This window comes from Nocardia elegans NBRC 108235 (assembly GCF_001612845.1).
GTDB lineage: Bacteria > Actinomycetota > Actinomycetes > Mycobacteriales > Mycobacteriaceae > Nocardia > Nocardia nova.
The window spans coordinates 46,649-70,012 of sequence record NZ_BDBF01000006.1 but is presented as its reverse complement, the minus strand read 5'-3'; the positions used below and the strand labels follow the sequence as shown (position 1 = coordinate 70,012).

Sequence of the window (23,364 nt, the reverse complement as noted above, 5' to 3'; positions counted from 1 at the left end):
TTCGACGGTCGTCACATGCGCAGGGGCAGGCCGGCGCGGATACGCTCCATGCGGTCCTCGTGCACGACGTGCGCGCGGTCGAGCAGCGTGGACAGGTCGTCGGCGCGGAACCGGTGCACATATTTGTCCGGCAGCCCGGCCATGGCCCGTTCCGCTGCCAGCATCCGCCCGTACGTGCGTTCACGCACGGCCTGATCAACCTCGTAGCCCAAATCGAGGTACCGGGTGGCGTAGCGGCGCGCTCCGGCGACCGCGGTCTGCGCGCGCCCGGCCGGGCTCCACAGCGAAACCACCACCGTCACAACGAGTATCGCGACGATCACGACCAGCGACCACACCGTGGGAATCTCGGCCACCGGTACCGGGTCGCCGTCGTTGACGAACGGCACGCTGTTGTGGTGCAGGGCGTGCAGGATCAGCTTGACGCCGATGAACCCGAGCACGGCGGCCAGCCCGAAGCCGAGGTAGATCAGCCGGTCCAGCAGGCCCTCCAGCAGGAAGAACAACTGCCGCAACCCCAGCAGCGAGAACGCCGTGGCGGTGAACACCAGGAACACGTTCTGGGTCAGGCCGAAGATCGCGGGAATCGAATCGAGGGCGAACAGCACATCGGTGCCGCCGATCGCGATCATCGCCGACACCATCGGCGTCAACCGGCGCCGACCGTCCACGATCGTGGTCATCGCGTCACCGTCGTAGGAGTCGGTGGTGCGCAACAGTTTCCGGGTCGCGCGCACCACGAGCCCGTCGCCGGAGTGGGTGTCCTCGCTCTCGGGACGCAGCATATTGCCCGCGGTCACCAGCAGCACCCCGCCGAACAGGTAGAACACCCACGCGAAACGATTGATCAGCGTCGCTCCGAGGAAGATGAATCCGGTGCGCGCCAGCAGCGAGATCACGATCCCCACCAGCAGCACCTTCTGCTGAGCGGCCGCGGGCACCCGGAAGGCGGTGAAGATCACCAGGAAGATGAACAGATTGTCCACCGACAACGCCTTCTCGGTGATGTAGCCGGCGAAGTACTCGACCCCCATCTCGGAACCGCCCAGACCCCACACCACGAACCCGAACGCCACCGCCACACCGATATAGGCCGCCGACCACGCTGCCGACTCGCCCAGCGTCGGCGAATGCGCGCGACGCACGTGGAAGACGAAGTCGAACACCAGCAAGACGACGATCAGCGCCAGCGCACCGGCCCATGCCAGCAGCGGAACGGTCACGGCGGCCTCCTGTGCCCGAGTGTTCTCGGGTGACTGTAGCGTCCGCGGCCGAACGCCCGCCCGAACCGACATGCTCCCCGGACGTGCGGATGCCCCGCGCACCGGCGGTGGTGCGCGGGGCATCCGGGCAACGGCGGATCAGGCCAGGTCGAACCGATCCAGGTTCATCACCTTGTCCCAGGCGGCGATGAAATCGTCGACGAACTTGGCCTTGGCGTCGTCGGTGGCATACACCTCGGCCAGCGCCCGCAGCTGCGAGTTCGAGCCGAAGACCAGATCGACGCGGCTGCCGGTCCAGCGCTGCTCGCCGGTGGCCCGGTCCGAGCCGACGTAGGTGCCGTCGTCGGCGGGAGAGGGCTTCCACTCGGTGCTCATGTCGAGCAGATTCACGAAGAAATCGTTGCTCAGCACTCCGGGGTTGTCGGTGAGCACACCCAGCGGCGACTGCTTGTAGTTGGCGCCGAGCACCCGCAGACCGCCCACGAGCACGGTCATCTCCGGCGCGGTCAACCGCAGCAGGTTCGCCTTGTCGACCAGCAGATACTCCGCCGACAGCCGGGTGCCCTTGCCGAGGTAGTTGCGGAAACCGTCGGCCTTGGGTTCGAGCGCGGAGAACGACTCCACATCGGTCTGTTCCTGGGTGGCGTCGGTGCGGCCCGGGGTGAACGGGACACTCACCCCGAAACCGGCGTCGCGGGCGGCCTTCTCGATCGCCGCGACACCGCCGAGCACCACCACGTCGGCGAACGAGACACGCACATTGCCGGACTGTTCGGTGTTGAACGCCTCCTGGATCGCTTCCAGGGTGCGGATCACCTGGGCCAGCTCGTCGGGGTCGTTGACCTCCCAGCCGTTCTGCGGTTGCAGCCGCAACCGGCCGCCGTTGGCGCCGCCGCGTTTGTCGCTGCCGCGGAACGAGGCCGCCGCCGCCCACGCCGTCGACACCAGTTGCGGCACCGTCAGGCCCGAATCCAGGATCCGCGCCTTGAGGGTGGTGATCTCGGCGTCACCGATCAGGTCGTGATCGACGGCCGGGATCGGGTCCTGCCACAGCAGGGTCTCCGCCGGCACCAGCGGACCCAGATACCGGGACTTGGGTCCCATATCGCGGTGGATCAGCTTGTACCAGGCCTTGGCGAACTCGTCGGCCAGTTCCTCGGGATGGTCGAGCCAGCGCCGCGTGATCGGCCCGTAGATGGGGTCGAATCGCAGCGACAGGTCGGTGGTCAGCATCGCCGGGGCCTGGGTCTTGGACGAATCGTGGGCGTCGGGCACCGTGCCCGCGCCGGCGCCGTCCTTCGGCACCCACTGCCACGCCCCGGCGGGGCTCTTGGTCTGCTCCCATTCGTAGCCGTAGAGGGTTTCGAGGAAGCTGTTGTCCCACCGGGTCGGGGTCGGGGTCCACGTCACCTCGATGCCGCTGGTGATCGCGTCCTTGCCGACACCGGTGCCGAACGAGCTCTTCCAGCCCAGGCCCATCTGCTCGAGCGGCGCGGCTTCCGGTTCGGGGCCGACGTTGTCGGCGGGGCCGGCGCCGTGGGTCTTGCCGAAGGTGTGGCCACCGACGATCAGCGCCGCGGTTTCCACATCGTTCATCGCCATCCGGCGGAACGTCTCGCGGATGTCGATCGCGGCCGCCAGCGGATCCGGGTTACCGTTGGGCCCTTCGGGATTGACGTAGATCAGGCCCATCTGCACGGCCGCGAGCGGGTTCTCCAGATCGCGTTGCCCGGAGTAGCGGGCATCGCCGAGCCATTCCATCTCCGGACCCCAGTACACCTCCTCGGGCTCCCACTCGTCGACGCGGCCGCCGCCGAAGCCGAAGGTCTGGAAACCCATGTGCTCGAGGGCGACGTTGCCGGTGTAGACGATGAGATCGGCCCACGACAGTTTGCGGCCGTACTTCTGTTTCACCGGCCACAGCAGCCGGCGCGCCTTGTCCAGGCTGGCGTTGTCGGGCCAGCTGTTGAGCGGGGCGAATCGCTGCATCCCGGATCCGGCGCCGCCGCGGCCGTCCTCGATGCGGTAGGTGCCGGCCGCATGCCAGGCCATGCGGATGAACAGCGGCCCGTAGTGGCCGAAATCGGCCGGCCACCAGTCCTGCGAGGTCGTCATCACCTCGATAATGTCGGCCTTGACCGCGGCCAGATCCAGGGTGGCGAATTCGGCGGCGTAGTCGTAGTCCGCGCCGAAGGGATTGATTTCGGCCGGATTGTGCTGCAGCACTTTGAGATTGAGCTGTTCCGGCCACCAGTCGCGGTTGCCGCCACCTTCGACGGGTCGCTTCATGCGGCCGACGACGGGGCATCCGCTCTCGGGCGGTTCGGTATTGGCCTCGGCGATAGGTGGATGTTCCTCAGGCACGGTCTTTCCTTTCCGAGTGAGTGAAACGGGCTGTGATCACGGGGTCGATCGAGCAGTCGGCAGGGAGCAGGTGGGGCACAGGCCCCAGTAGATGACCTCGGCCTCGTCGAGGACGAAGCCGTTGTCGTCGGCGGCGGTCAGACACGGTGCGTCGCCGACCGAACAGTCGACATCGGCGATGACGCCGCAGGAGCGGCACACCAGATGGTGGTGGTTGTCGCCGACGCGGGTCTCGTAGCGGGCGACCGACCCCATCGGCTGGATCCGGCGCAGCAGACCCGCCTCGGTCAATGCCCGCAGCACGTCGTAGACGGCCTGATGGGAGACCGTGCCCAGGGTGCCGCGGACGAGGCCGAGGATGGTGTCGGTGTCGGAGTGCGGATGGTCGGCCACAGCGGTCAGCACCGCGATCCGCGGGGCCGTCACCCGCAGCGCGGCCCGGCGCAGCATGCGCTCGAAATCCGCCGTAGTGGACACGGTCCGAAGTATGACTCATTCAAGTAACCGGTAGGTGCGGTTTTGAGAACCAAATTTCCGAACACTTCGGATCCGGCCGTCCGAGGGCCGGCCCCGCGGCCGCCCGGCGCCCCGCACCGCGCGGGACGCGCCGGTGCGGTCCGTCGGTCACATCCGTGTGGTGCCGCGAATTCTGTGATTGTTGTGATTTCTGTGGTTTCTGATGCCGGTGACCACACCGAAATTCAGACCTCCTCGGGGCTCGATTTCATAACGACCGTCACGAAAACCGTCGGGAGCAACCGGGAACGTCCCGTTCTTCCTGCGCTCGAGCGGGCGAAAGTCCGGCTATCTGGTACCGAGGAAACTGCGTAGTTATCAAAAAATTACTTTTTATCCGGGCGCGCCCGCCCACCGAATCTACCTACGACACACTGCCGTGAGGTGCTTCACGTGCCAGAAGGTGATCCGGTGAACGCGATGAATTCCAACGATGTGGGTGACCCGCCCGGCCCGGATGCGGGCCGCGCCGCCCCGCACGACGCGATATGCGGCGGCGGGCACGGCGACGGTGACGGCTCCGAACCCCAGGGCGGCGTCGTATCCGCGGACCGGCGATCGCGCGATCACCGGCTCCGCTACAAACGCAAGGACTGACCTGGGCCGACGGCCCACGCGGGCGGTCGCCGCGGCGTGTCGGGGCGTCGTGACCACCGCTTTCGCGCCCGCCGGCCGCACCACCGGACGAACATCCGCCCAGGGCGACGAGGGCGCTGTTCGTCGCGCTCGAGAAATCGCGGCGCACATTTCGACGTGCTTCACGCATTACGGCGAACGTCGTTTCGAGGAAACGGTCCGGCGTTGTGTTACTGCGTCGAAGTAAAGAGATCCGATGGAGGACCGGTGACCCAATTCAAAAGCAACTTCGGCGGCGATTCACAGGCACCGAAGTCACCGCGGATCGGCACGGCGCCACTCGGCGGTCACCAGGCACCCGGCACCGGAACACGCGCACGCACTTCGGGGCACGGATTCCCGCGCCCGGCGCCGGACGGCGTATTCAAGCTCACCGCGGCGCAGCGCGGAATATGGTTCGCCCAGCACCTCGCGGGCGAATCCCCGATTTCGGTGGCGCAATACGTGGAAATCATCGGGGAATTGGATACCGATCTGCTCATGGAGGCCTGCCGCGCCGCGAGCATCGAATTCGGGTCCGGACATCTGCATTTGATCGAGGTCGACGGCGAACCCTGCCAGTTCGTCGACCACTTCCGCGGCGCCCCGATCTCGGTGGTGGATCTGCGCCGCCACACCGACCCGGTGGCCACCGCGCACCGGCTGATGAGCGAGGACTACGCCGCACCGCTGGATCTGCTGCACGACCACCTCATGGTGTGCGTCATATACCTGGTCGGCGACAACCACTACCTGTGGTATCAGCGCGCCCACCACATCGCCCTCGACGGATTCGCCGCGGTGACGATGCTGCAGCGCATCACCGAGCTGTACAACGCGTGGCTTCGCGGCACCGAACCCTCCCCGGCCGCGGCGAAGGATCTGGCCGAGATCACCGAACAGGACCTGGCCTATCGCGGGTCGACGCGATTCGACAACGACCGCAAATACTGGACCGAACATCTGGCGGACGCACCGCCCGTGGTCAGCCTGGCCGGACGTGTCGGCAAACCCACCATCCACCCGGCACTGGTCAGCGACGCGCTCGCACCCGAGACCGCCGCACTGCTCGATGCCGTGGTCGCCGAACGCAGCACCAGCGTGACACCGATCGTCGTCGCCGCCTTCGCCGCCTACCTGGCCCGGATGACCGGAAGCACCGAGGTGCTGCTGAGCCTTCCGGTGTCGGGCCGTCACTCCGCGATACTGCGCCGCTCCGGCGGCATGGTCGCCAACGTGGTGCCGCTGCGCGTGCGGGTCGGCTCCCGCAGCGTCGGTGAACTGATCGACGCGGTGCAGAGCGAGCTGACCAGCGCGCTGCGCCGCCAGCGCTACCGGCAGGAAGACATCTTCCGCGATATGGGCATCGCCCGCGACGAGACCGCCTCCTTCGGTCCCGCCGTGAACCTGATGATGATCGACAACGACGTCGTCCTCGGCGACACCACCGGCCGGTTGCACGTGCTCACCTCCGGGCCCACCGCCGACCTGTTCGTCAACATCTATCCCGGCGCCGGCCGCGACAGCACCCACATCGACTTCCAGGGCAATCCGAACATCTACCGGCCCGACGAACTCGCCGCCCACCACGGGCGCTTCCTGATGTTCCTGCACGAATTCCTCGACCGCGGAACGCAATACCGCATCGACCGGCTGCCGCTGCTCGCACCGTCCGAACAGCAGCGGCTGCTGCCCGTGCACGGCGACGACGCGGTCGCGCCCCGGCTGCTGCCCGACATCCTGGCCGACAGCGCCGGCCGCCACCCCGCCTCCGACGCGATCTCCACACCCGGCACCACCGTGACCTACGGCGAGCTCGACGCCCGGTCCTCACGCCTGGCCCGTCAACTGATCGCACGCGGCTGCGGCCCCGACACCACCGTCGCGATCATGCTGCGCCGCTCGGTCGAATCGATCGTCGCCGCCTGGGCGGTCGCCAAATCCGGCGCCGCGATCGTGCAGGTGGATCCCGACTATCCGGCCAAACGCATCGAGCACATGATCGCCGACAGCGGCGCCCGGGCCGGCATCACCGTCGACGCCTACCGGGGACGGCTGCCGCAGACGGCCACGCCGGTGGTGCTCGACGATCCGGACACCGCGGCCGCCTGCCGCGACACCCCCGGCACCCCGATCGGCGACAGCGAACGCCTGCGCCCGCTACGCCCCGACGACCTCGCCTACATCACCTACACCTCCGGATCCACCGGCATCCCGAAGGGGGTGCAGGTGACCCATGCGGGGCTGGCCAACCTCATCGCCGACCGCAGCGAGGTCTGCGGTGTGGACGCCACCGCACGGGTGTCGTATGCGCTCTCGCCCAGTTTCGACGCCTCACTCGAGCAGTTCCTGGTGTGCTTCGCCAACGGCGCGACCCTGTTGGTCGTCCCGCCCGAGGTGATCGGCGGCGACGAACTGACCGAACTGCTGGCCGCCCAGCACGTCACCCACCTCACCCTCACCCCGGCGATGCTGGCGACGGTGGATCCCCGGCGCCTGAGTGAGCTGCGGGTGGTCGTGGTCGGCGGTGACGTGTGCCCGCCGCACGTGATCGAACGGTGGACGCGCTCGGCGGCGATGTTCAACGAGTACGGGCCCACCGAAACCACCGTCACCGCCGCCAGCGCCGCCGTCACCCCCGGCGGGGACCTGACCGTCGGCGGCCCGATCCGCGGGGTCTCGGCGATGGTGCTCGACCGCTGCCTGCAAGCGGTGCCGACCGGCACCGCCGGTGAGCTGTATCTGGCCGGGCCGGGAGTGGCGCGCGGCTACAGCCACCGGTTCGCCGAAACCGCGGCCCGCTTCGTCGCCGACCCGCACGGCGGGCCCGGGGCGCGCATGTACCGCACCGGCGACATGGCACGCTGGGTCGGCGACGGACCCGTCCCCGAACTGGAATTGCTGGGGCGCACCGACTTTCAGGTCAAGATCCGCGGCTACCGCATCGAACCCGGCGAAATCGACGCCGCGCTCACCGCCCACGACGATGTCGACATCTCCGTCACCGTGCCGGTGCGCAACAACGCCGACGCCACCGTGCTGGCCTCCTATGTGGTGCCGGTGCGCGGACGCCACATCGACCCGCTGGACCTGCAACGCTTCGCCCGCGACACGCTGCCGCCGCATCTGGTGCCCGCGGTCATCATGGCGCTGGACGCCCTGCCGGTCAACGCGTTCGGCAAACTCGACCGCGCCGCCCTGCCCGCACCCGCCTTCGGCACCGCGGCCGCGGGGCGGGCGCCGTCCACCCCGCGTGAACAGCGGGTGGCGCAACTGTTCGGCGAAATCCTCGACGTCGCCACAGTCGGCGCCGACGACAGCTTCTTCGCCCTCGGCGGCGACAGCATCCTGTCCATTCAACTGGTGGCGCGCGCCAAGGCCGAGGGCCTGAGTTTCTCCACCCAGGACGTGTTCGAACACAAGACCGTCGCCGCTCTGGCCGCGGTCGCCACCGACGCCGGCGGCGGCCCGCAGCTGCCCGAACTGCCCGGCGGCGCGGTCGGGCCGATGCCGCTGACCCCGATCATGTACGCGATGCTCGCGCGCGGGCGATTCGATCGCTTCGCGCAGGCCACCCTCATCGAACTGCCGCCACACGTCGACGACGCCGACCTGGTGGCAGCGCTGGCGGCGGTGCTGGACCGCCACGACATGTTGCGCGCGGTGTTGCGCGGCGCCCACTCCGCCGACCGGTACATCGACGTGGCCGCCCCCGGCACGGTCGACGCCGCGGCCGCCTACGAATCGGTGCGGTTGGCGCACCGCGACGCCACCGAGATCGACGCCCGGTTGCAGGCGGCCGCCGACCGGCTCGATCCCGCCGACGGTGTGCTGGTGCACCTGGTGCGGATGAGCGACGACACCACCGGGCCCGACCTGATGTGGGTGGTGATCCACCACCTCGCCGTCGACGCGGTGTCGTGGCGCATCCTGCTCACCGATCTGGCCGGGGCATGGCAGCAGATCAGCGCCGGCGCCGAACCCGCCTTCGGCTCCGCAACCACCTCGGTGCGGCGCTGGAGCCACGGACTCACCGAGCACGCCGCCGGCCGCCGCGCCGGCGAACTGGAGCTGTGGAAGACCATCCTCGCGCCGGGGGAGAAGCTGCTCGGCACACGACATCTCGATCCCGCCCGCGACACCGCGGCCACCGCGGGCCGCGTCCAGGTCCGTGTACCCGCCGACGTGTCCGAAGCGATCCTCACCACCGTCCCCGCCCGCTTCCACGGCACACCCAACGACCCGCTGCTGGCAGCGCTGGCGCTCGCACTAGGGGAGTGGCGTCGCCGCCGCGGCGGCGACCCCGACACCGAACTGATCTCCCTCGAAGGACACGGCCGCGAGGAACACGCCGTGCCCGGCGCCGACCTCAGCGCCACCGTCGGCTGGTTCACCACCCGCTTCCCGGTGCGCCTGGACCTGCGCGGCATCGACGCCGACGACGCGTTCGCCGGCGGCCCCGCCGCGGGCACCGCGATCGTGGCAGCCAAGGAACAGTTGCGCTCGATCCCCGACAACGGCATCGGCTACGGGATGCTGCGCTGCCTCGACGCCGAGGCCGGCGCCGAACTGGCCGGCGCGACCGAACCGCAGATCGCGTTCAACTACCTCGGTCGCGTCGGCGTCCACGAACAGTCCGGGCCGTGGACACCGACCACGGAATTCACCTCCCTCACCGCGACCGGCGACCCGGCGATGGCACTGCCCGCGGTCCTGGATGTCAACGCGATCGCCGAACCGAGACCCGACGGCCTCGAACTCGACGCCACCTGGGAATTCGCCACCGACGTGCTGAACAGCGCGGACGTGGAGGAACTGGCCGGACTGTGGGTGCGGGCGCTGCGCGGGCTCGCCGAGCACGCGCGCAGCGAATCCGCCGGCGGCTTCACCCCGTCGGATTTCCCGCTCGTGGACCTCACCCAGGACGAGATCGACCGCTGGCAGCTGGAATATCCGACCATGACCGACGTGTGGCCGCTGACCGCACTGCAGTCCGGTCTGCTGTTCCACGCCGTCTACGACACCGACCGCGTCGACGGCTACACCGTGCAGGCGACACTGACCCTCGCCGGGCAGGTCGACACCGCCCGCATGCGGGCCGCGGCACAGGCGGTGATCGACCGCCACGACAGCCTGCGCACCGCGTTCGTCGAAAGCGCCGCCGGGCCCCGCCAGATCGTGATGAGCGGCGTGCGCGCCGACTGGCACGACAGCGACCTCACCGAGATCGCCGACGCCGGGGAACGCGACCGCGAACGCCGCCGCATCATCGACGCCGCGTCGGCCCCCTTCGATCCGGCCCGGCCGCCGCTGCTGCGTTTCCACCTGATCCGCACCGGCACAACCGAATTCGAACTGCTGCTCACCAACCATCACATCGTGCTCGACGGCTGGTCGATGCCGCTGCTGATCCACGAACTGCTCACGGTGTACGCCGCAGACGGCGATCCGGCCGCACTGGCACCGGCCGGCACCTACCGCGACTACCTGCACTGGCTGCACAGCCAGGACCGCGACGCCGCGATCACCGCCTGGCAGAACGTGCTCGCCGGCATGGAGAGCCCGACCCTGGTGACCGGGCGCCCGGACCGGACCGTGCCCGCCGACAACGCCGAGGTCAGCCGCAACCTGTCCGCCGAGACGACCGCCGCGATCACCGACCTGTCGCGCGCCTACGGTGTCACCGCCAACACCACCGTGCAGGTGGCGTGGGCGCTGCTGCTGACCACCTTGACCGGCCGCTCCGACATCGTGTTCGGTAACACCGTCTCCGACCGCCCACCCCAGCTGCCGGGCGTCGAACGCATGGTGGGGCTGTTCATCAACACCCTGCCCGTGCGGGTCCGGCTCGAACCCGCCGAAACCGTCGCCGACCTGCTGGACCGGGTGCAATCCGAACAGGCCGCCACCCTCGATCACCGCCATCTCGGGCTGGCCGAACTGCAACGCGCCACCGGATTCGCCGACATGTTCGACACGGTGACCGTGCTCGAGTCCTATCCGCTCGACCGCGAACAGCTGACCCACAATCTGCGCGAGGCCGGGCTGCGGCTCGTCGACGTCGACGCCCACGACGCCACCCCGTATCCGCTGAGCCTGCAGGTAACCCCGCCGCGGCCCGGCCGCGCCGGCGACCCGGACTCGGCCACCTCCGCCACCCACACCGTGATGTTGCGCTTCTCCTGCGACCGGCTCGACATCGACACCGCCCGCACCCTGCTCGACCGCTACGAACGGATCCTCGACCAGATCGCCGCCGACCCCACCGCCACCGTCGCCGCCCTCAGCCCCTGCGTGAATGCCGAACTCGCCGAACTGATTCCGGCGCCACGCAGCGCACCGGCCGGACGCACCCTGCGCGACATCCTCACCGACACCGCCCGCACCCACCCGGACGCGGTGGCCGTGCGGTCGGGAACCGCCACGCTCACCTATCGGGCACTCGCCGCGCGGGCCCACCAGCTCGCGCAACGGCTGCTCACCCGCGGCGCGCGCCCGGAAACCGTTGTCGCCGTGGTCGTTCCGCGTTCGATCGAGCTGGCCGTCGCGATCTGGGCGGTCGCCGAAACCGGCGCGGCGTTCCTGCCGCTGGATCCGGCCAACCCCGGCGAACGCCTCGCCGAACTGCTCGCCGATTCGGGCACCGCCCTCGGCGTCACCACCCGCGCCCTCGCACAGGGGCTTCCCGCCACCGTCGACTGGACCCTCGCCGACACCGACCTGCCCGCCGAACCCGACATCACCGCCGAACCCGACGAGCTGCGGCTCGACCACGCCGCCTACCTGATCTACACCTCCGGATCGACCGGCACACCCAAAGCCGTGCACCTCACTCACCGCGGCCTCGCCGGCCTGGCCGCCGCCCACGCCGACGCGTTCGGCGTCGACACCACCTCGGCCGTCTTGCAGGTCGCCTCACCGGGATTCGACGCCTGCCTGTCGGAACTGCTGCTCGCCCACGGCCACGGCGCCTGCCTGGTGATCGCACCGCCCGATGTCTACGGCGGCGCCGCACTCGAAGACCTGCTGCGCGCTCGAGGGGTGACCCATGCCATCATCACCCCGTCGGTGCTCAACACGATGGACCCCGCGCACCTGCCCGCACTGACGACGATCGCCGTCGTCGGGGAGGCCACCGCAGCCGACCTCGTCACCCGCTGGGCGCCCGGGCGGCGGCTGATGAACCACTACGGTCCCACCGAAACCACCGTGTGGGCCACCGGATCCGACGCCCTCACACCCGGGCAACCCGTCACCATCGGCACCCCGATCCCCGGACTGTCGGTGACCGTGCGCGACATGTGGCTGCGGCCGGTCCCCGCCGGCGTCGCCGGCGAACTGTATGTGCGCGGCCCCGCACTGGCCCGCGGCTACCTCGGCCGACCCGCCACCACCGCGGCCCGCTTCGTCGCCGACCCGGAATCGGCTCGCGGAGAACGGGTCTACCGCACCGGCGACAGCGTGCGCTGGTTGCACACCGCTCGCGGACCGCAACTGGAATACCTGGGGCGCAGCGACCAGCAGGTCAAAATCCACGGCCTGCGCATCGAACCGGGGGAGATCGACGCCCGCCTGGCCCGCCACGACACGGTGGCCGTCGCCGCCACCGTCGACCGCCCCGGACCCGCCGGCGAACCCGTGCTGGTGTCCTATGTCGTCGCCGCACCGGGGGCCACACTCGATCCGGCCGCGCTGCACGCCGACCTGGAACGCGAACTGGCCCACTACATGAACCCCGCCGCCATCGTGGAACTGGCGGACATGCCCCGCACCCCGGCCGGCAAGATCGACCGGAAAGCGTTGCGCGAACTCGACTTCCGATCCGAGGAGGCCGCCGGACGGGCACCGGCCACCGCCGAAGAACAGCTCATGGCGAAACTGTTCGCCGAAGTTTTGCACCTGGACACCGTGTACGCCGACAGCAACTTCTTCACCCTCGGCGGCGACAGCATCGTGTCCATGCGGCTGGTGGCGTTGGCCCGCTCCGCCGGGCTCACCCTCACCCCGCGCGACGTCTTCGAGGCCAAAACCGTTGCCGCACTGGCGGAGCTGGTCCGCGGCACCGTCGCCGTCGACCCGTCGCTGACCCGTGAACCGGCCCACCGCGCCGAAGGCCGCCCACCGCGCCCGTCGGACTTCCCGCTGGTCGAGCTGACCGCCGCCGACGTCGAACGGCTCGATGACCGCTACCCGGACCTGGCCGACGTGTGGCCCCTGTCGCCGATGCAGGCCGGAATCCGATTCCACTCCACCTACAACCCCGGCGCCGGCGACAACTACACCGTGCAAACCGCGATCGGCTTCACCGGGACCGTCGACGCCGAGCGCCTGCGCCGCGCCGCCCAAGCCCTTGTCGACCGCCACGACATCCTGCGCGCCGCCTTCACCGACACCAGCGCCGGACCCTGCCAGATCGTGCTCGGCCACGCGCCCGTCCGCTTCCGGCACATCGACCTCACCTCCAGCGAAGACACCAGCCCCGATCAGGTGGCCGCCGGCGACGCCGCCGAAGGGTTCGACCTGTCGGCGCCGCCGCTGATCCGATTCACCCTGATCACCGTGCGACCCGACCGCTACCGGCTGCTCGTCACCAACCACCATGTGATCCTCGACGGCTGGTCCATGCCGCTGCTGATGAGCGAACTGCTCGCCGACTACGGCACCCCCGCCCACATCGACACCGCCGAACCCGCACCCAGCTACCGCGACTACCTGGCCTGGCTGCACCGCCAAGACCGCGCCGCCTCCACCGCCGCCTGGGCCGACGAATACGCCGACGTCGAATCACCCACCCGCGTCGCGCGCGCCGACGCCGCCCACCGCGACACCTCCGCCGGCGAAATCGACACCCTGCTGCCCGCCCACCGGGCCGCGGACCTGCGCCGCGTCGCCGCCGCCGCGGCCGTCACCGTCAACACCGCCGTCGCCGCGGCATGGGCGCTGACCCTGCGCGAACTGACCGGCGACACCGACGTGATCTTCGGATCCGCCGTCTCCGGCCGGCCCCCCGAACTCCCGCAGGTCGACCGCACCCTCGGCATGTTCCTCAACACCGTCCCCGTACGCGTGCCCCTCGACCCCACCCACACCGTCGAGCAACTGCTGACGCGGATTCAGCAACACCAGGCCCGCATGCTCGACCACCACCACATCGGACTGCCCGACATCCACCGCGCCCTCGGAATGACCGCCCTGTTCGACACCGCCGTCGCCTTCCAGTCCTTCCCCGTCGACCGGCCCGCCCTGCAGCACCTCGTCGACGCCGCGGGCCTGCGCATCGACGACATCACCGGCGTCGACGCCACCCCCTATCCGCTCAGCCTCGTCGTCGCCCCCGAATCCGACGACACCGAACACACCGACACCCACCCGGCCGCGGTACCAGGACTGCGCATCACCCTGCGCTACCTCGACGACGAATTCGACACCCACCGCGCACAGTGGATCCTCGACCGGTTCGTCGCACTCCTGCACCACATCGCCGACGACCCGGCCGCACCGCTGGCACGGCTCACCGCCGCCGAAGACACCGAACCCGCCCACCCGGCCCGCGCGCACCGCCGGCCGCGAACCTTCGACGACATCCTCACCGCCACCGCCGCTGCCCATCCCGACGCCGTCGCCGCCACCTGCGGCACCGACACCCTCACCTACCGCGACCTCGACGAGCGATCCAACCGGCTGGCCCGGCTGCTGTTGCGCCGCGGGCTCCCCCCGCACACCGTGCTCGCCAGCGCCCTGCCACGCTCCCTCGACGCCGTCGTCACCGTGTGGGCAGCCGCGAAGACCGGCGCCGCGTTCGTGCCCATCGACCCCCGGCTACCCGCCGACCGCGTCGCGTTCCTGCTCGACGACTCCGGCGCCACCTTCGGCATCACCCGTACCGGCAGCGCCGACATCGGCACGGTCCGCCCGCACCGGCACATCGACTGGCTCACCTTGGACGACCCCGACACCGTCCACGCCCTCGACACCGAATCCGGCGCACCGATCACCGACACCGAACGCGGCGCGGCGCTCACCCCCGACCGCACCGCCTACCTCATCTACACCTCCGGATCCACCGGAACCCCCAAAGGCGTGCTGGTCACCCACCGCGGCCTCACCGACCTCGTCGCCGCCCAACGCCGCATCCTCGGCGTCACCGCCGACTCCGCGGTGCTGCAGGTCGCCTCACCCAGCTTCGACGCCTCGATCTTCGAACTGCTCATGGCCCACGGCGTGGGCGGCCGGCTCGTCGTCTCCCCACCCGACGTGTACGGCGGGCCGGAACTGGCGAAACTGCTTCAGCGCGAACATATCTCGCACGCCGTGCTGACGCCGTCGGCGCTGGCGACCATCCCCGGCGACCACGTCGGCACCCTGCGGGTACTGGCCACCGCCGGCGAACCCGTCGGCCCCGAACTGGTCGACCGGTGGGCGCCCGGACGCACCATGGTCAACCTCTACGGACCCACCGAATCCACCATCTGGGCCACCGCGAGCGCACCGCTGACCCCGGCCGCACCGATCACCATCGGCGCCCCCGCCGGCCCCGTCACCACCGCCGTCCTCGACACCTGGCTGCGGCCCGTCCCGCACGGCGTCGCGGGGGAGCTGTACCTGCTCGGCCCCGGACTCGCCGACGGCTACAAAGACCGCACCGCACTGACCGCGACCCGATTCGTCGCCTGCCCCTTCGGCGCACCCGGCACCCGTATGTACCGCACCGGCGACATCGTGCGCCGCACCACCGGCGGCGACCTGGAATTCGTGGGACGCAACGACTTCCAGGTCAAAGTGCGCGGCAACCGCATCGAACTCGCCGAGATCGACGCCGCCCTGGCCGCCCAGCCCGGCGTCGCCTTCGCCGTCACCGTCCCACGCGCCGACGACGGCCGCCCCACCACCCTCGTGTCCTACGTGACCCCCGCCACCGGCGCCACCCTCTCCGACACCGACCTGAAAACCGCACTCGCCCAAGCGCTTCCGCCCTACATGGTGCCCGCCGCCGTCATGATCCTCGACGAGGTGCCGCTCACCCCGACCGGCAAACTCGACCGCGACCGACTACCCCGGCCGCCCGCCACCGCCCGCGCCTTCCGCGCACCCACCACCTGGCAGGAAGACGTCATCGCCCGCACCTACGAACAGGTCCTCGACGCCGAACACGTCGGCGCCGACGACGACTTCTTCGCTCTCGGTGGCGACTCGCTCAGCGCCGCCCTCGTCGCCGCCCGTATCGGCGCCGCCCTCGACGTACGCATCCCCGTGCGCACCATCTTCGAAGAACCCACCGTCGCCGCCCTCGCCCGACGCGCCCGCACCCTGCACGGCACCGCCCGCCTCCCACTCACCGCAGGGGAGCGCCCCGACCCGCTGCCGCTGTCGCTGGCCCAGCAACGCATGTGGTTCCTCAACCGGTTCGAAACCGAATCGGCCGCCTACAACATCCCCGTCATGCTGCACCTGTCCGGACGCCTCGACACCGCCGCACTGAGCGCCGCCCTCGACGACGTCATCGCCCGCCACGAAGTACTGCGCACCATCTACCCCGAAACCGACGGCGAACCACGCCAGCTCATCCTCGACCGGGCACCGATCACCCTCGAAACCGGCCACCCCGCCCGCGACACCCTGCCGCAGCTGCTCACCGAATTCGTGCGCCGCGGCTTCGACGTCGCCACCCAGGTGCCGATCCGCGTCGCCCTGTTCGACATCACCACCGACACCGACGACACCGGCCAGTACACGCTCGTCCTGGTCGTACACCACATCGCCGGCGACGGACAATCCATGGGCCCGCTGGCCCGCGACGTCATGACCGCCTACGCCGCCCGCCACACCGGACAACCCCCGCAGTGGCAGCCCCTGCCGGTCCAGTACGCCGACTTCGCGCTGTGGCAACGCCGTATCCTCGGTGCCGCCGACGACCCCACCTCGCTGATGTCCACCCAGCTCGACTACTGGCGCACCACCCTCGACCGGGTACCCGACCTGCTCGACCTGCCCACCGACCGGCCCCGCCCCACCGTCGCCACCCTCACCGGCGGACGCGTCCCCCTCGATATCCCCGCACCCCTGCACCGGCAACTACAGACACTGGCCCGCGACCACGGCACCTCCCTGTTCATGGTCGTACACGCCGCCCTCGCCGTGCTGCTCGGGCGGCTCGCCGACACCGACGACATCGTCATCGGCACCCCCGTCGCCGGCCGCGGCGAACCCGGCCTCGACGACCTCGTCGGCATGTTCGTCAACACCCTCGCCCTGCGCACACCCATCGACCGCAGCGAACCGTTCACCGACCTGCTGGCCCGCACCCGCGACACCGACCTGCACGCCCTCGACCACGCCGACGTCCCCTTCGAACGCATCGTCGAAGAACTCAACCCGCGCCGCACCACCGCCGCACACCCCCTGTTCCAAGTGGTGCTCGCCTTCCAGAACACCGGCGCCATCGACATCGCCCTCCCCGACGTCGCCGTCTCCCGCGCCGACGTCGACACCGGCACAAGCCAATTCGACCTCCAGCTCGTCATCTCCGACACCAGCACCGAAACCGGTGCCGCCCAAGGCCTGTCCGGCATGATGATGTACGCCCGCGACCTGTTCGACCCCGACACCGTCACCAGCTTCGTCCAGCGACTGCTGCGGGTCCTCGACACCGTCGCCACCAGCCCCGACACCCCGGTCGGCGACATCGACTGGCTGCACCCGCGCGAACACCACGCCCTGCTCACCAGCATCGGCCCACGCACCGCCCCCACGCCCGAATCACCGCTGCTGCCCGCCGTATTCGCCGACGCCGTGCGCCGCAACCCCGACGGCCTCGCCGTCCGCACCGGCGAGGACGGCCTCACCTACACCGAACTCGACCAGCGCTCCAACCGCCTGGCCCGGCTGCTCATCGAGCACGGCGCCGGACCCGAAATCCCTGTCCTGGCCGCCGCGCCCCGCTCCGCCGAATCCGTGCTCATCTGGTGGGCCGTGGTGAAAACCGGCGCCACCTACGTCCCCGTCGACCCCGCCTACCCGGCCCACCGCATCGACCACATGATCACCGATTCGGCTGCCGCACTGGGCATCACCGTCACCACCGCACGCCCCGCGCTACCCGACACCGCCGACTGGATCGTCCTCGACGCCCCCGAAACCACCGCCCACCTGCACACCCGCCCCGACAGCCCCCTCGACGACCACGACCGGCTGCGGCCCCTGCGCGCCACCGACACCGCCTACGTGGTCTTCACCTCCGGATCCACCGGACGCCCCAAAGGCGTCGCCGTCACCCACACCGGCATCGCCGACCTCATCGCCACCCAACGCGCCGACTACCACCTCGAACCCGGCTCCCGATTCCTGCACTTCGCCTCACCGTCCTTCGACGCCTCACTGATGGAGATCCTGTTCGCCACCGCAGGCGCCGCCACCCTCGTCATCGCACCCACCGGAACCTACGGCGGCGAAGACCTCGCCGACCTGCTGCGCACCCAGCACGTCACCCACGCCTTCGTCACCCCCGCCGCCCTCGCCTCCGTCGACCCCACCGGACTCGACGACCTGCAGCTGGTGCTCTCCGGCGGCGAAGAAGTTCCCGCCGAACTCGTCAAACGCTGGGCAGGCACCGACCGCCGCGGCACCCGCGAATTCCGCATCCTCTACGGACCCACCGAAACCACCATCCTCGCCACCGCCACCCGGGCCCTGCACGCGGGGGACCGGCCCACCATCGGCACCCCACTACCCGGCATGCAAGCCTTGATCCTCGACACCCGCCTGCATCCCGTCCCCGCCGGCGTGGTCGGCGAGCTCTACCTCGCCGGCCCCGCACCGGCCCGCGGCTACCTCAACCGCCCCGCCACCACCGCCGCCCGCTTCGTGCCCTGCCCGGCCGGCGAACCCGGCACCCGCATGTACCGCACCGGCGACCTCGTCCGCTGGAACACCCACGGCGACATCGAATTCGTCGGACGCAACGACTTCCAGGTCAAAGTCCGCGGCTACCGCATCGAACTCGGCGAAATCGACGCCGTCCTCGACGACCGCGCCGACACCGCCTTCGCCGTCACCATCGCCCACCGGCAAGGCAACGCCCCCGCCATGCTGGTCACCTACGTCGTGCCCGCACCCGGCGCCACACCCACCGCCGCCGAACTCACCAGCGCACTCGCCGACGCGCTCCCGCCCTACATGGTGCCCGCCGCCGTCATGATCCTCGACGCGATCCCACTGTCGCCCAACGGAAAACTCGACCGCAACGCACTACCCGAACCCATCCTGCACACCGAAACATTCCGCGCACCCGCCTCACCGGTCGAAGAAATCGTCGCCGGCATCTTCGCCGACCTCCTCGGCCTCGACACCACCATCGGCGCCGACGACAACTTCTTCGACCTCGGCGGCAACAGCCTCGTCGCCACCCGCGCCGCCGCCCGCATCGGCGCCGCCCTCGACACCCGCGTCCCCGTATCGATGATCTTCGACGCGCCCACCGTCGCCAAACTCGCCGCCCGCGCCGAATCCCACGCCGACACCCGCCGCATCGCCCTCACCGAACAACCACGCCCACAACACATCCCACTGTCCTACGCACAACAACGGATGTGGTTCCTCAACCGCTTCGAACCCGACACCCCCGCCTACAGCATCCCCATCGTCATCCGGCTCACCGGCCGCCTCGACACCCACGCCCTGCACGCCGCCATCGGCGACGTCATCGCCCGCCACGAAGTGCTGCGCACCATCTACCCAGCCGTCGACGGCGAACCCACCCAGAAAATCCTCCCGCCCGCCCAAGCCGTCCCACCCCTCACCATCACCCGCATCCCCGAAACCGAACTCCCACACACCCTCTCGGCGCTCCTGGCCACCGTCTTCGACGTCACCACCACCGTGCCGCTGCGCATCCGGCTCTACGAGATCGCCGACGACACCTGGATCCTCGCCCTCGTCGTCCACCACATCGCCGGCGACGGATCCTCCCTGGCGCCACTGGCCCGCGACCTCACCCTCGCCTACACCGCACGACTCGACGGCGACGCCCCCGCCTGGCCGCCGCTGCCCGTCCAATACGCCGACTACGCCCTCTGGCAACGCACCGTCCTCGGCGCAGACGACGACCCCGACTCGCTGCTGCACGCCCAAATCGACTACTGGACAACCCAACTCGCCGACGTGCCCGCACTGCTCGCCCTGCCGACCGACCGGCCGCGACCGCCCGTGCAAACCTACGCCGGCGCCACCGTCCCCCTCACCGTCGACCCCGAACTCCACGCCCGGCTGCAACACATCGCCCGCGCCCACAACACCACCCTGTTCATGGTGTTCCACGCCGCACTCGCCGCCGTCCTCGCCCGCCTCGCCGGCACCGACGACATCACCATCGGCACCCCCTACGCCGGACGCGGCGAACCCGAACTCGACGAACTCGTCGGCATGTTCGTCAACACCCTCGTCCTGCGCAGCCACCTGCGCACCGACATGACGTTCACCGACCTGCTCGACCAGGTCCGCGACACCGACCTCGCCGCCTTCGGACACGCCGACGTCCCCTTCGAACGACTCGTACAAGAACTCAACCCCACCCGCTCCCACGCCCACCATCCGCTGTTCCAGGTGATGCTCGCCTTCCAGAACCTCACCGGCACCGAATTCGAACTCCCCGAACTCACCCTCGCCGCCGTCGAAGCCGATATCGACACCTCACTGTTCGACCTGCAGATCACCGTCACCGACAGCTACGACGACCACGGCGGCCCCGCCGGCATCACCGGCGGCATCACCTACGCCCGCGACCTGTTCGACCCCGATACCGTCACCGGCATCGCCGCCCGCCTCGACCGGATGCTGCGCGGCCTCGTCGCCGACCCCACCGGCCTCGTCTACGACGTCGACCTGCTCGACGCCGACGAACACCACAACGTCGTGGACCGCTGGAACACCACCCACCACACCCTCCCCACCGACGAAACACTGACCTCCATGTTCGCCGACGCGGTACCGGCATACCGTGACCGCACCGCCGTCACCTACGGCGACCTGTCGCTGACCTACGCGCAGTTCTCCGCCCGCGTCAACCGGCTCGCCCGCTGGCTCATCACCCGCGGCGTCGCCCCGGAAAAGCTGGTCGCCGTGCGAATGCGCCGATCGCTGGACCAGGTCACCGCCCTCTACGCCGTGCTCGCCGCCGGCGGCGGCTACGTCCCCGTCGACCCCGACCTGCCCGCCGACCGCATCGACTACATGCTGGCCACCGCCACACCCGTCGTCGTCCTGTCCACCCTCGACGGCATCGACCTGGCGGCCTTCGACGACACACCCGTCACCGACCACGACCGCCACGCCCCGCTACGACCGACCGATGTCGCCTACGTGCTGTTCACCTCCGGATCCACCGGACGCCCCAAAGGCGTCGCCGTCCCGCACGGCGCCGCCGTCAACCAGATCCGCTGGCTCAGCGAGGAATACGGCCTCAGCGCGGCCGATGTGGTCCTGCAGAAGACACCGGCCACCTTCGACGTCTCGGTATGGGAACTGTTCGCCACCCTCGGCGTCGGCGCCCACCTCGTCATCGCCCGCTCCGACGGCCACACCGACCCCGCCTACCTCGCCGAAACCATTGCCGCACAACAGATCACGATCACCTCGTTCGTGCCGTCCATGCTCGCCGTCTTCGCCGAAGCCGCACCCGCCCGCACCCTGACCTCGCTGCGCGCACTGCTCATCGGGGGAGAGGCATTCGGTTCCGACACCGTGGCCGCCGTCCGGCGCGTGCTGCCCGACGTCGAACTGCACAACCTGTACGGGCCCACCGAATTCACCGTGCACGTCACCTCCCACCACGTCACCGACGCCGACCAGGGCAGCGTGCCGATGGGCATGCCCGTCTGGAACGCGCGCGCCTACGTCCTCGACGCCCGGCTCAACCCGGTACCGCCCGGCGTGGCGGGGGAGCTGTACCTCGCCGGCACCCAGGTCGCCCGCGGCTACCACGCCCGCCCCGGCCTCACCGCCGAACGGTTCGTGCCCGACCCCTACAACAACGGCGGGCGCATGTACCGCACCGGCGACCTCGTGCGGCGCCGCCGCCGCGACGGCGAACTGGAATACCTGGGCCGCACCGACTTCCAGGTCAAACTGCGCGGACTGCGCATCGAACTCGGCGAAATCGAAACCGTGCTCGCCGAACACCCCGACGTCGCCCGCGCCATCGCCGTCGTCCACTCCAGCGAGGTCGCCGCCCAGCTCGTCGGGTACGTTGTGCCCGCCGCCGGCGCCACCGTCGACACCGCCGCGGTCCTCGCGCACGCCGCGGCCGAGCTGCCGAACTACATGGTGCCCAGCACCCTCATGGTGCTCGACACCGTGCCGCTCACCGCCTCCGGCAAACTCGACCGCGCCCGGCTGCCCGAACCGGTGGCCGCGGTAGGGGAGTTCCGCGAACCCTCGACCTGGCTCGAAGGTGAGGTCGCGCGCGCCTTCGAACACGTCCTCGGCGTCACCCAGGTCGGCGCCGACGACGACTTCTACGCCCTCGGCGGCAACTCGCTGCGCTCGGTGCAGGTCGCCAGCGAACTGACCAAGGAACTCCATTTCGAGATCCCGCTGGGGTGGATGCTGTCGGATCCGAATCCGGCCGACCTGGCCAAGCGGATCGAAACCGGAATGAGCAACGGCCACCACGAATCCGGGTCGGCGGCATTCGGTCTGGACGTCGTGCTGCCGATCCGGACCGGCGGCAGCCGGCCACCGCTGTTCTGCATCCATCCCGCGTCGGGCCTGTCGTGGTGTTACTACACCTTCGGCGACCACCTCGCCGGCGACCGCCCGATCTACGGTCTGCAGGCGCCGCAGATCGGTGGGGAAGTGCCGGGCCCGCAAACGTTCGAGGAGATCGCGCGGCGCTACTTCCAGGAGATCCGCGCCATCCAGCCGCACGGGCCCTATCATCTGCTCGGCTGGTCGCTGGGTGGGCAGATCGCACACGCCGTCGCCGCCGAAATACGTTCGGCCGGTGAGGAAGTCGCACTGCTGGCGCTGCTGGACGCCGAGGCCGAAGGGATCGACGCCACGGAGGTCACCGAGGCCACGCCAGGGGAGCTGATCAGCAATCTCGGCCCGGTCATGGGCATCGACGTCGTCGGCGCCGACGCGACCGCCGAGGAGGCCGCCGAACTGATCCGGCAGCAGCTGGGTGACAGCTTCACCATCGACGCCGCGACCATCGAACGCATGACCGACGCCTACAACTTGTCCATCCGCGCCGCGAGCGCCTGGCGGCCACCGGTCATCGATGCCGACCTGCTGTATTTCACCGCCACGAAGGACCGGCGTGCCGACGCCGCGGGCCACGAGGGTTGGGCCCGGTTCGTCACCGGCCAGATCTCGAACGTCGACATCGCGGCCGAGCATCTGGCGATGACCGAACCCGCCGTGGTCGCCGAGATCGCGAAGATCCTCAACCGCCGGCTGGATCGGTGAGGTGAGGGGATCGGGCCAGACCGCCATTACTTGACATAATGTAGATTATCGGCGCAATGGAACGGGTGCCGGAGGCTGCATTCACCCTTGCGTCTCAGCATGTTTCGGCACCCGCCTTCCGTGCCTCGGCCGCGCTGCTCGACTGTCCCGCATTCCGCCGACATCGGTGTTCGGCGCCGCCGTC

Annotated in this window: 5 protein-coding genes; 2 read left to right on the top strand and 3 right to left on the bottom strand. The window is 70.0% G+C overall.

The window, feature by feature from the left end:
- Positions 1-11: 11 nt before the first annotated feature.
- The 3 genes from NE2_RS05120 to NE2_RS05110 form a co-directional block, all read right to left on the bottom strand.
- Positions 12-1,223 (bottom strand): TerC/Alx family metal homeostasis membrane protein, encoded by a 1,212-nt coding sequence (locus NE2_RS05120; RefSeq protein ID WP_063024319.1) that lies wholly within the window; start codon positions 1,221-1,223, stop codon positions 12-14.
- A 138-nt stretch (positions 1,224-1,361) separates the two neighbouring features.
- Positions 1,362-3,587, bottom strand: a complete 2,226-nt coding sequence (gene katG, locus NE2_RS05115) for a catalase/peroxidase HPI (protein ID WP_063024317.1) — start codon at positions 3,585-3,587, stop codon at positions 1,362-1,364.
- Between the two features lie 36 nt (positions 3,588-3,623).
- Positions 3,624-4,037, bottom strand: a complete 414-nt coding sequence (locus tag NE2_RS05110; RefSeq protein WP_063024315.1) for a Fur family transcriptional regulator — start codon at positions 4,035-4,037, stop codon at positions 3,624-3,626.
- A gap of 477 nt (positions 4,038-4,514) precedes the next feature.
- Between NE2_RS05110 and NE2_RS05105 the strand changes: the two genes are divergently transcribed.
- Together NE2_RS05105 and NE2_RS05100 are read left to right on the top strand one after the other, a co-directional pair.
- Positions 4,515-4,700, top strand: a complete 186-nt coding sequence (locus NE2_RS05105) for a hypothetical protein (protein ID WP_146165148.1) — start codon at positions 4,515-4,517, stop codon at positions 4,698-4,700.
- A gap of 246 nt (positions 4,701-4,946) precedes the next feature.
- Positions 4,947-23,180 (top strand): non-ribosomal peptide synthetase, encoded by an 18,234-nt coding sequence (locus tag NE2_RS05100; protein WP_063024311.1) that lies wholly within the window; start codon positions 4,947-4,949, stop codon positions 23,178-23,180.
- Positions 23,181-23,364: the final 184 nt, after the last annotated feature.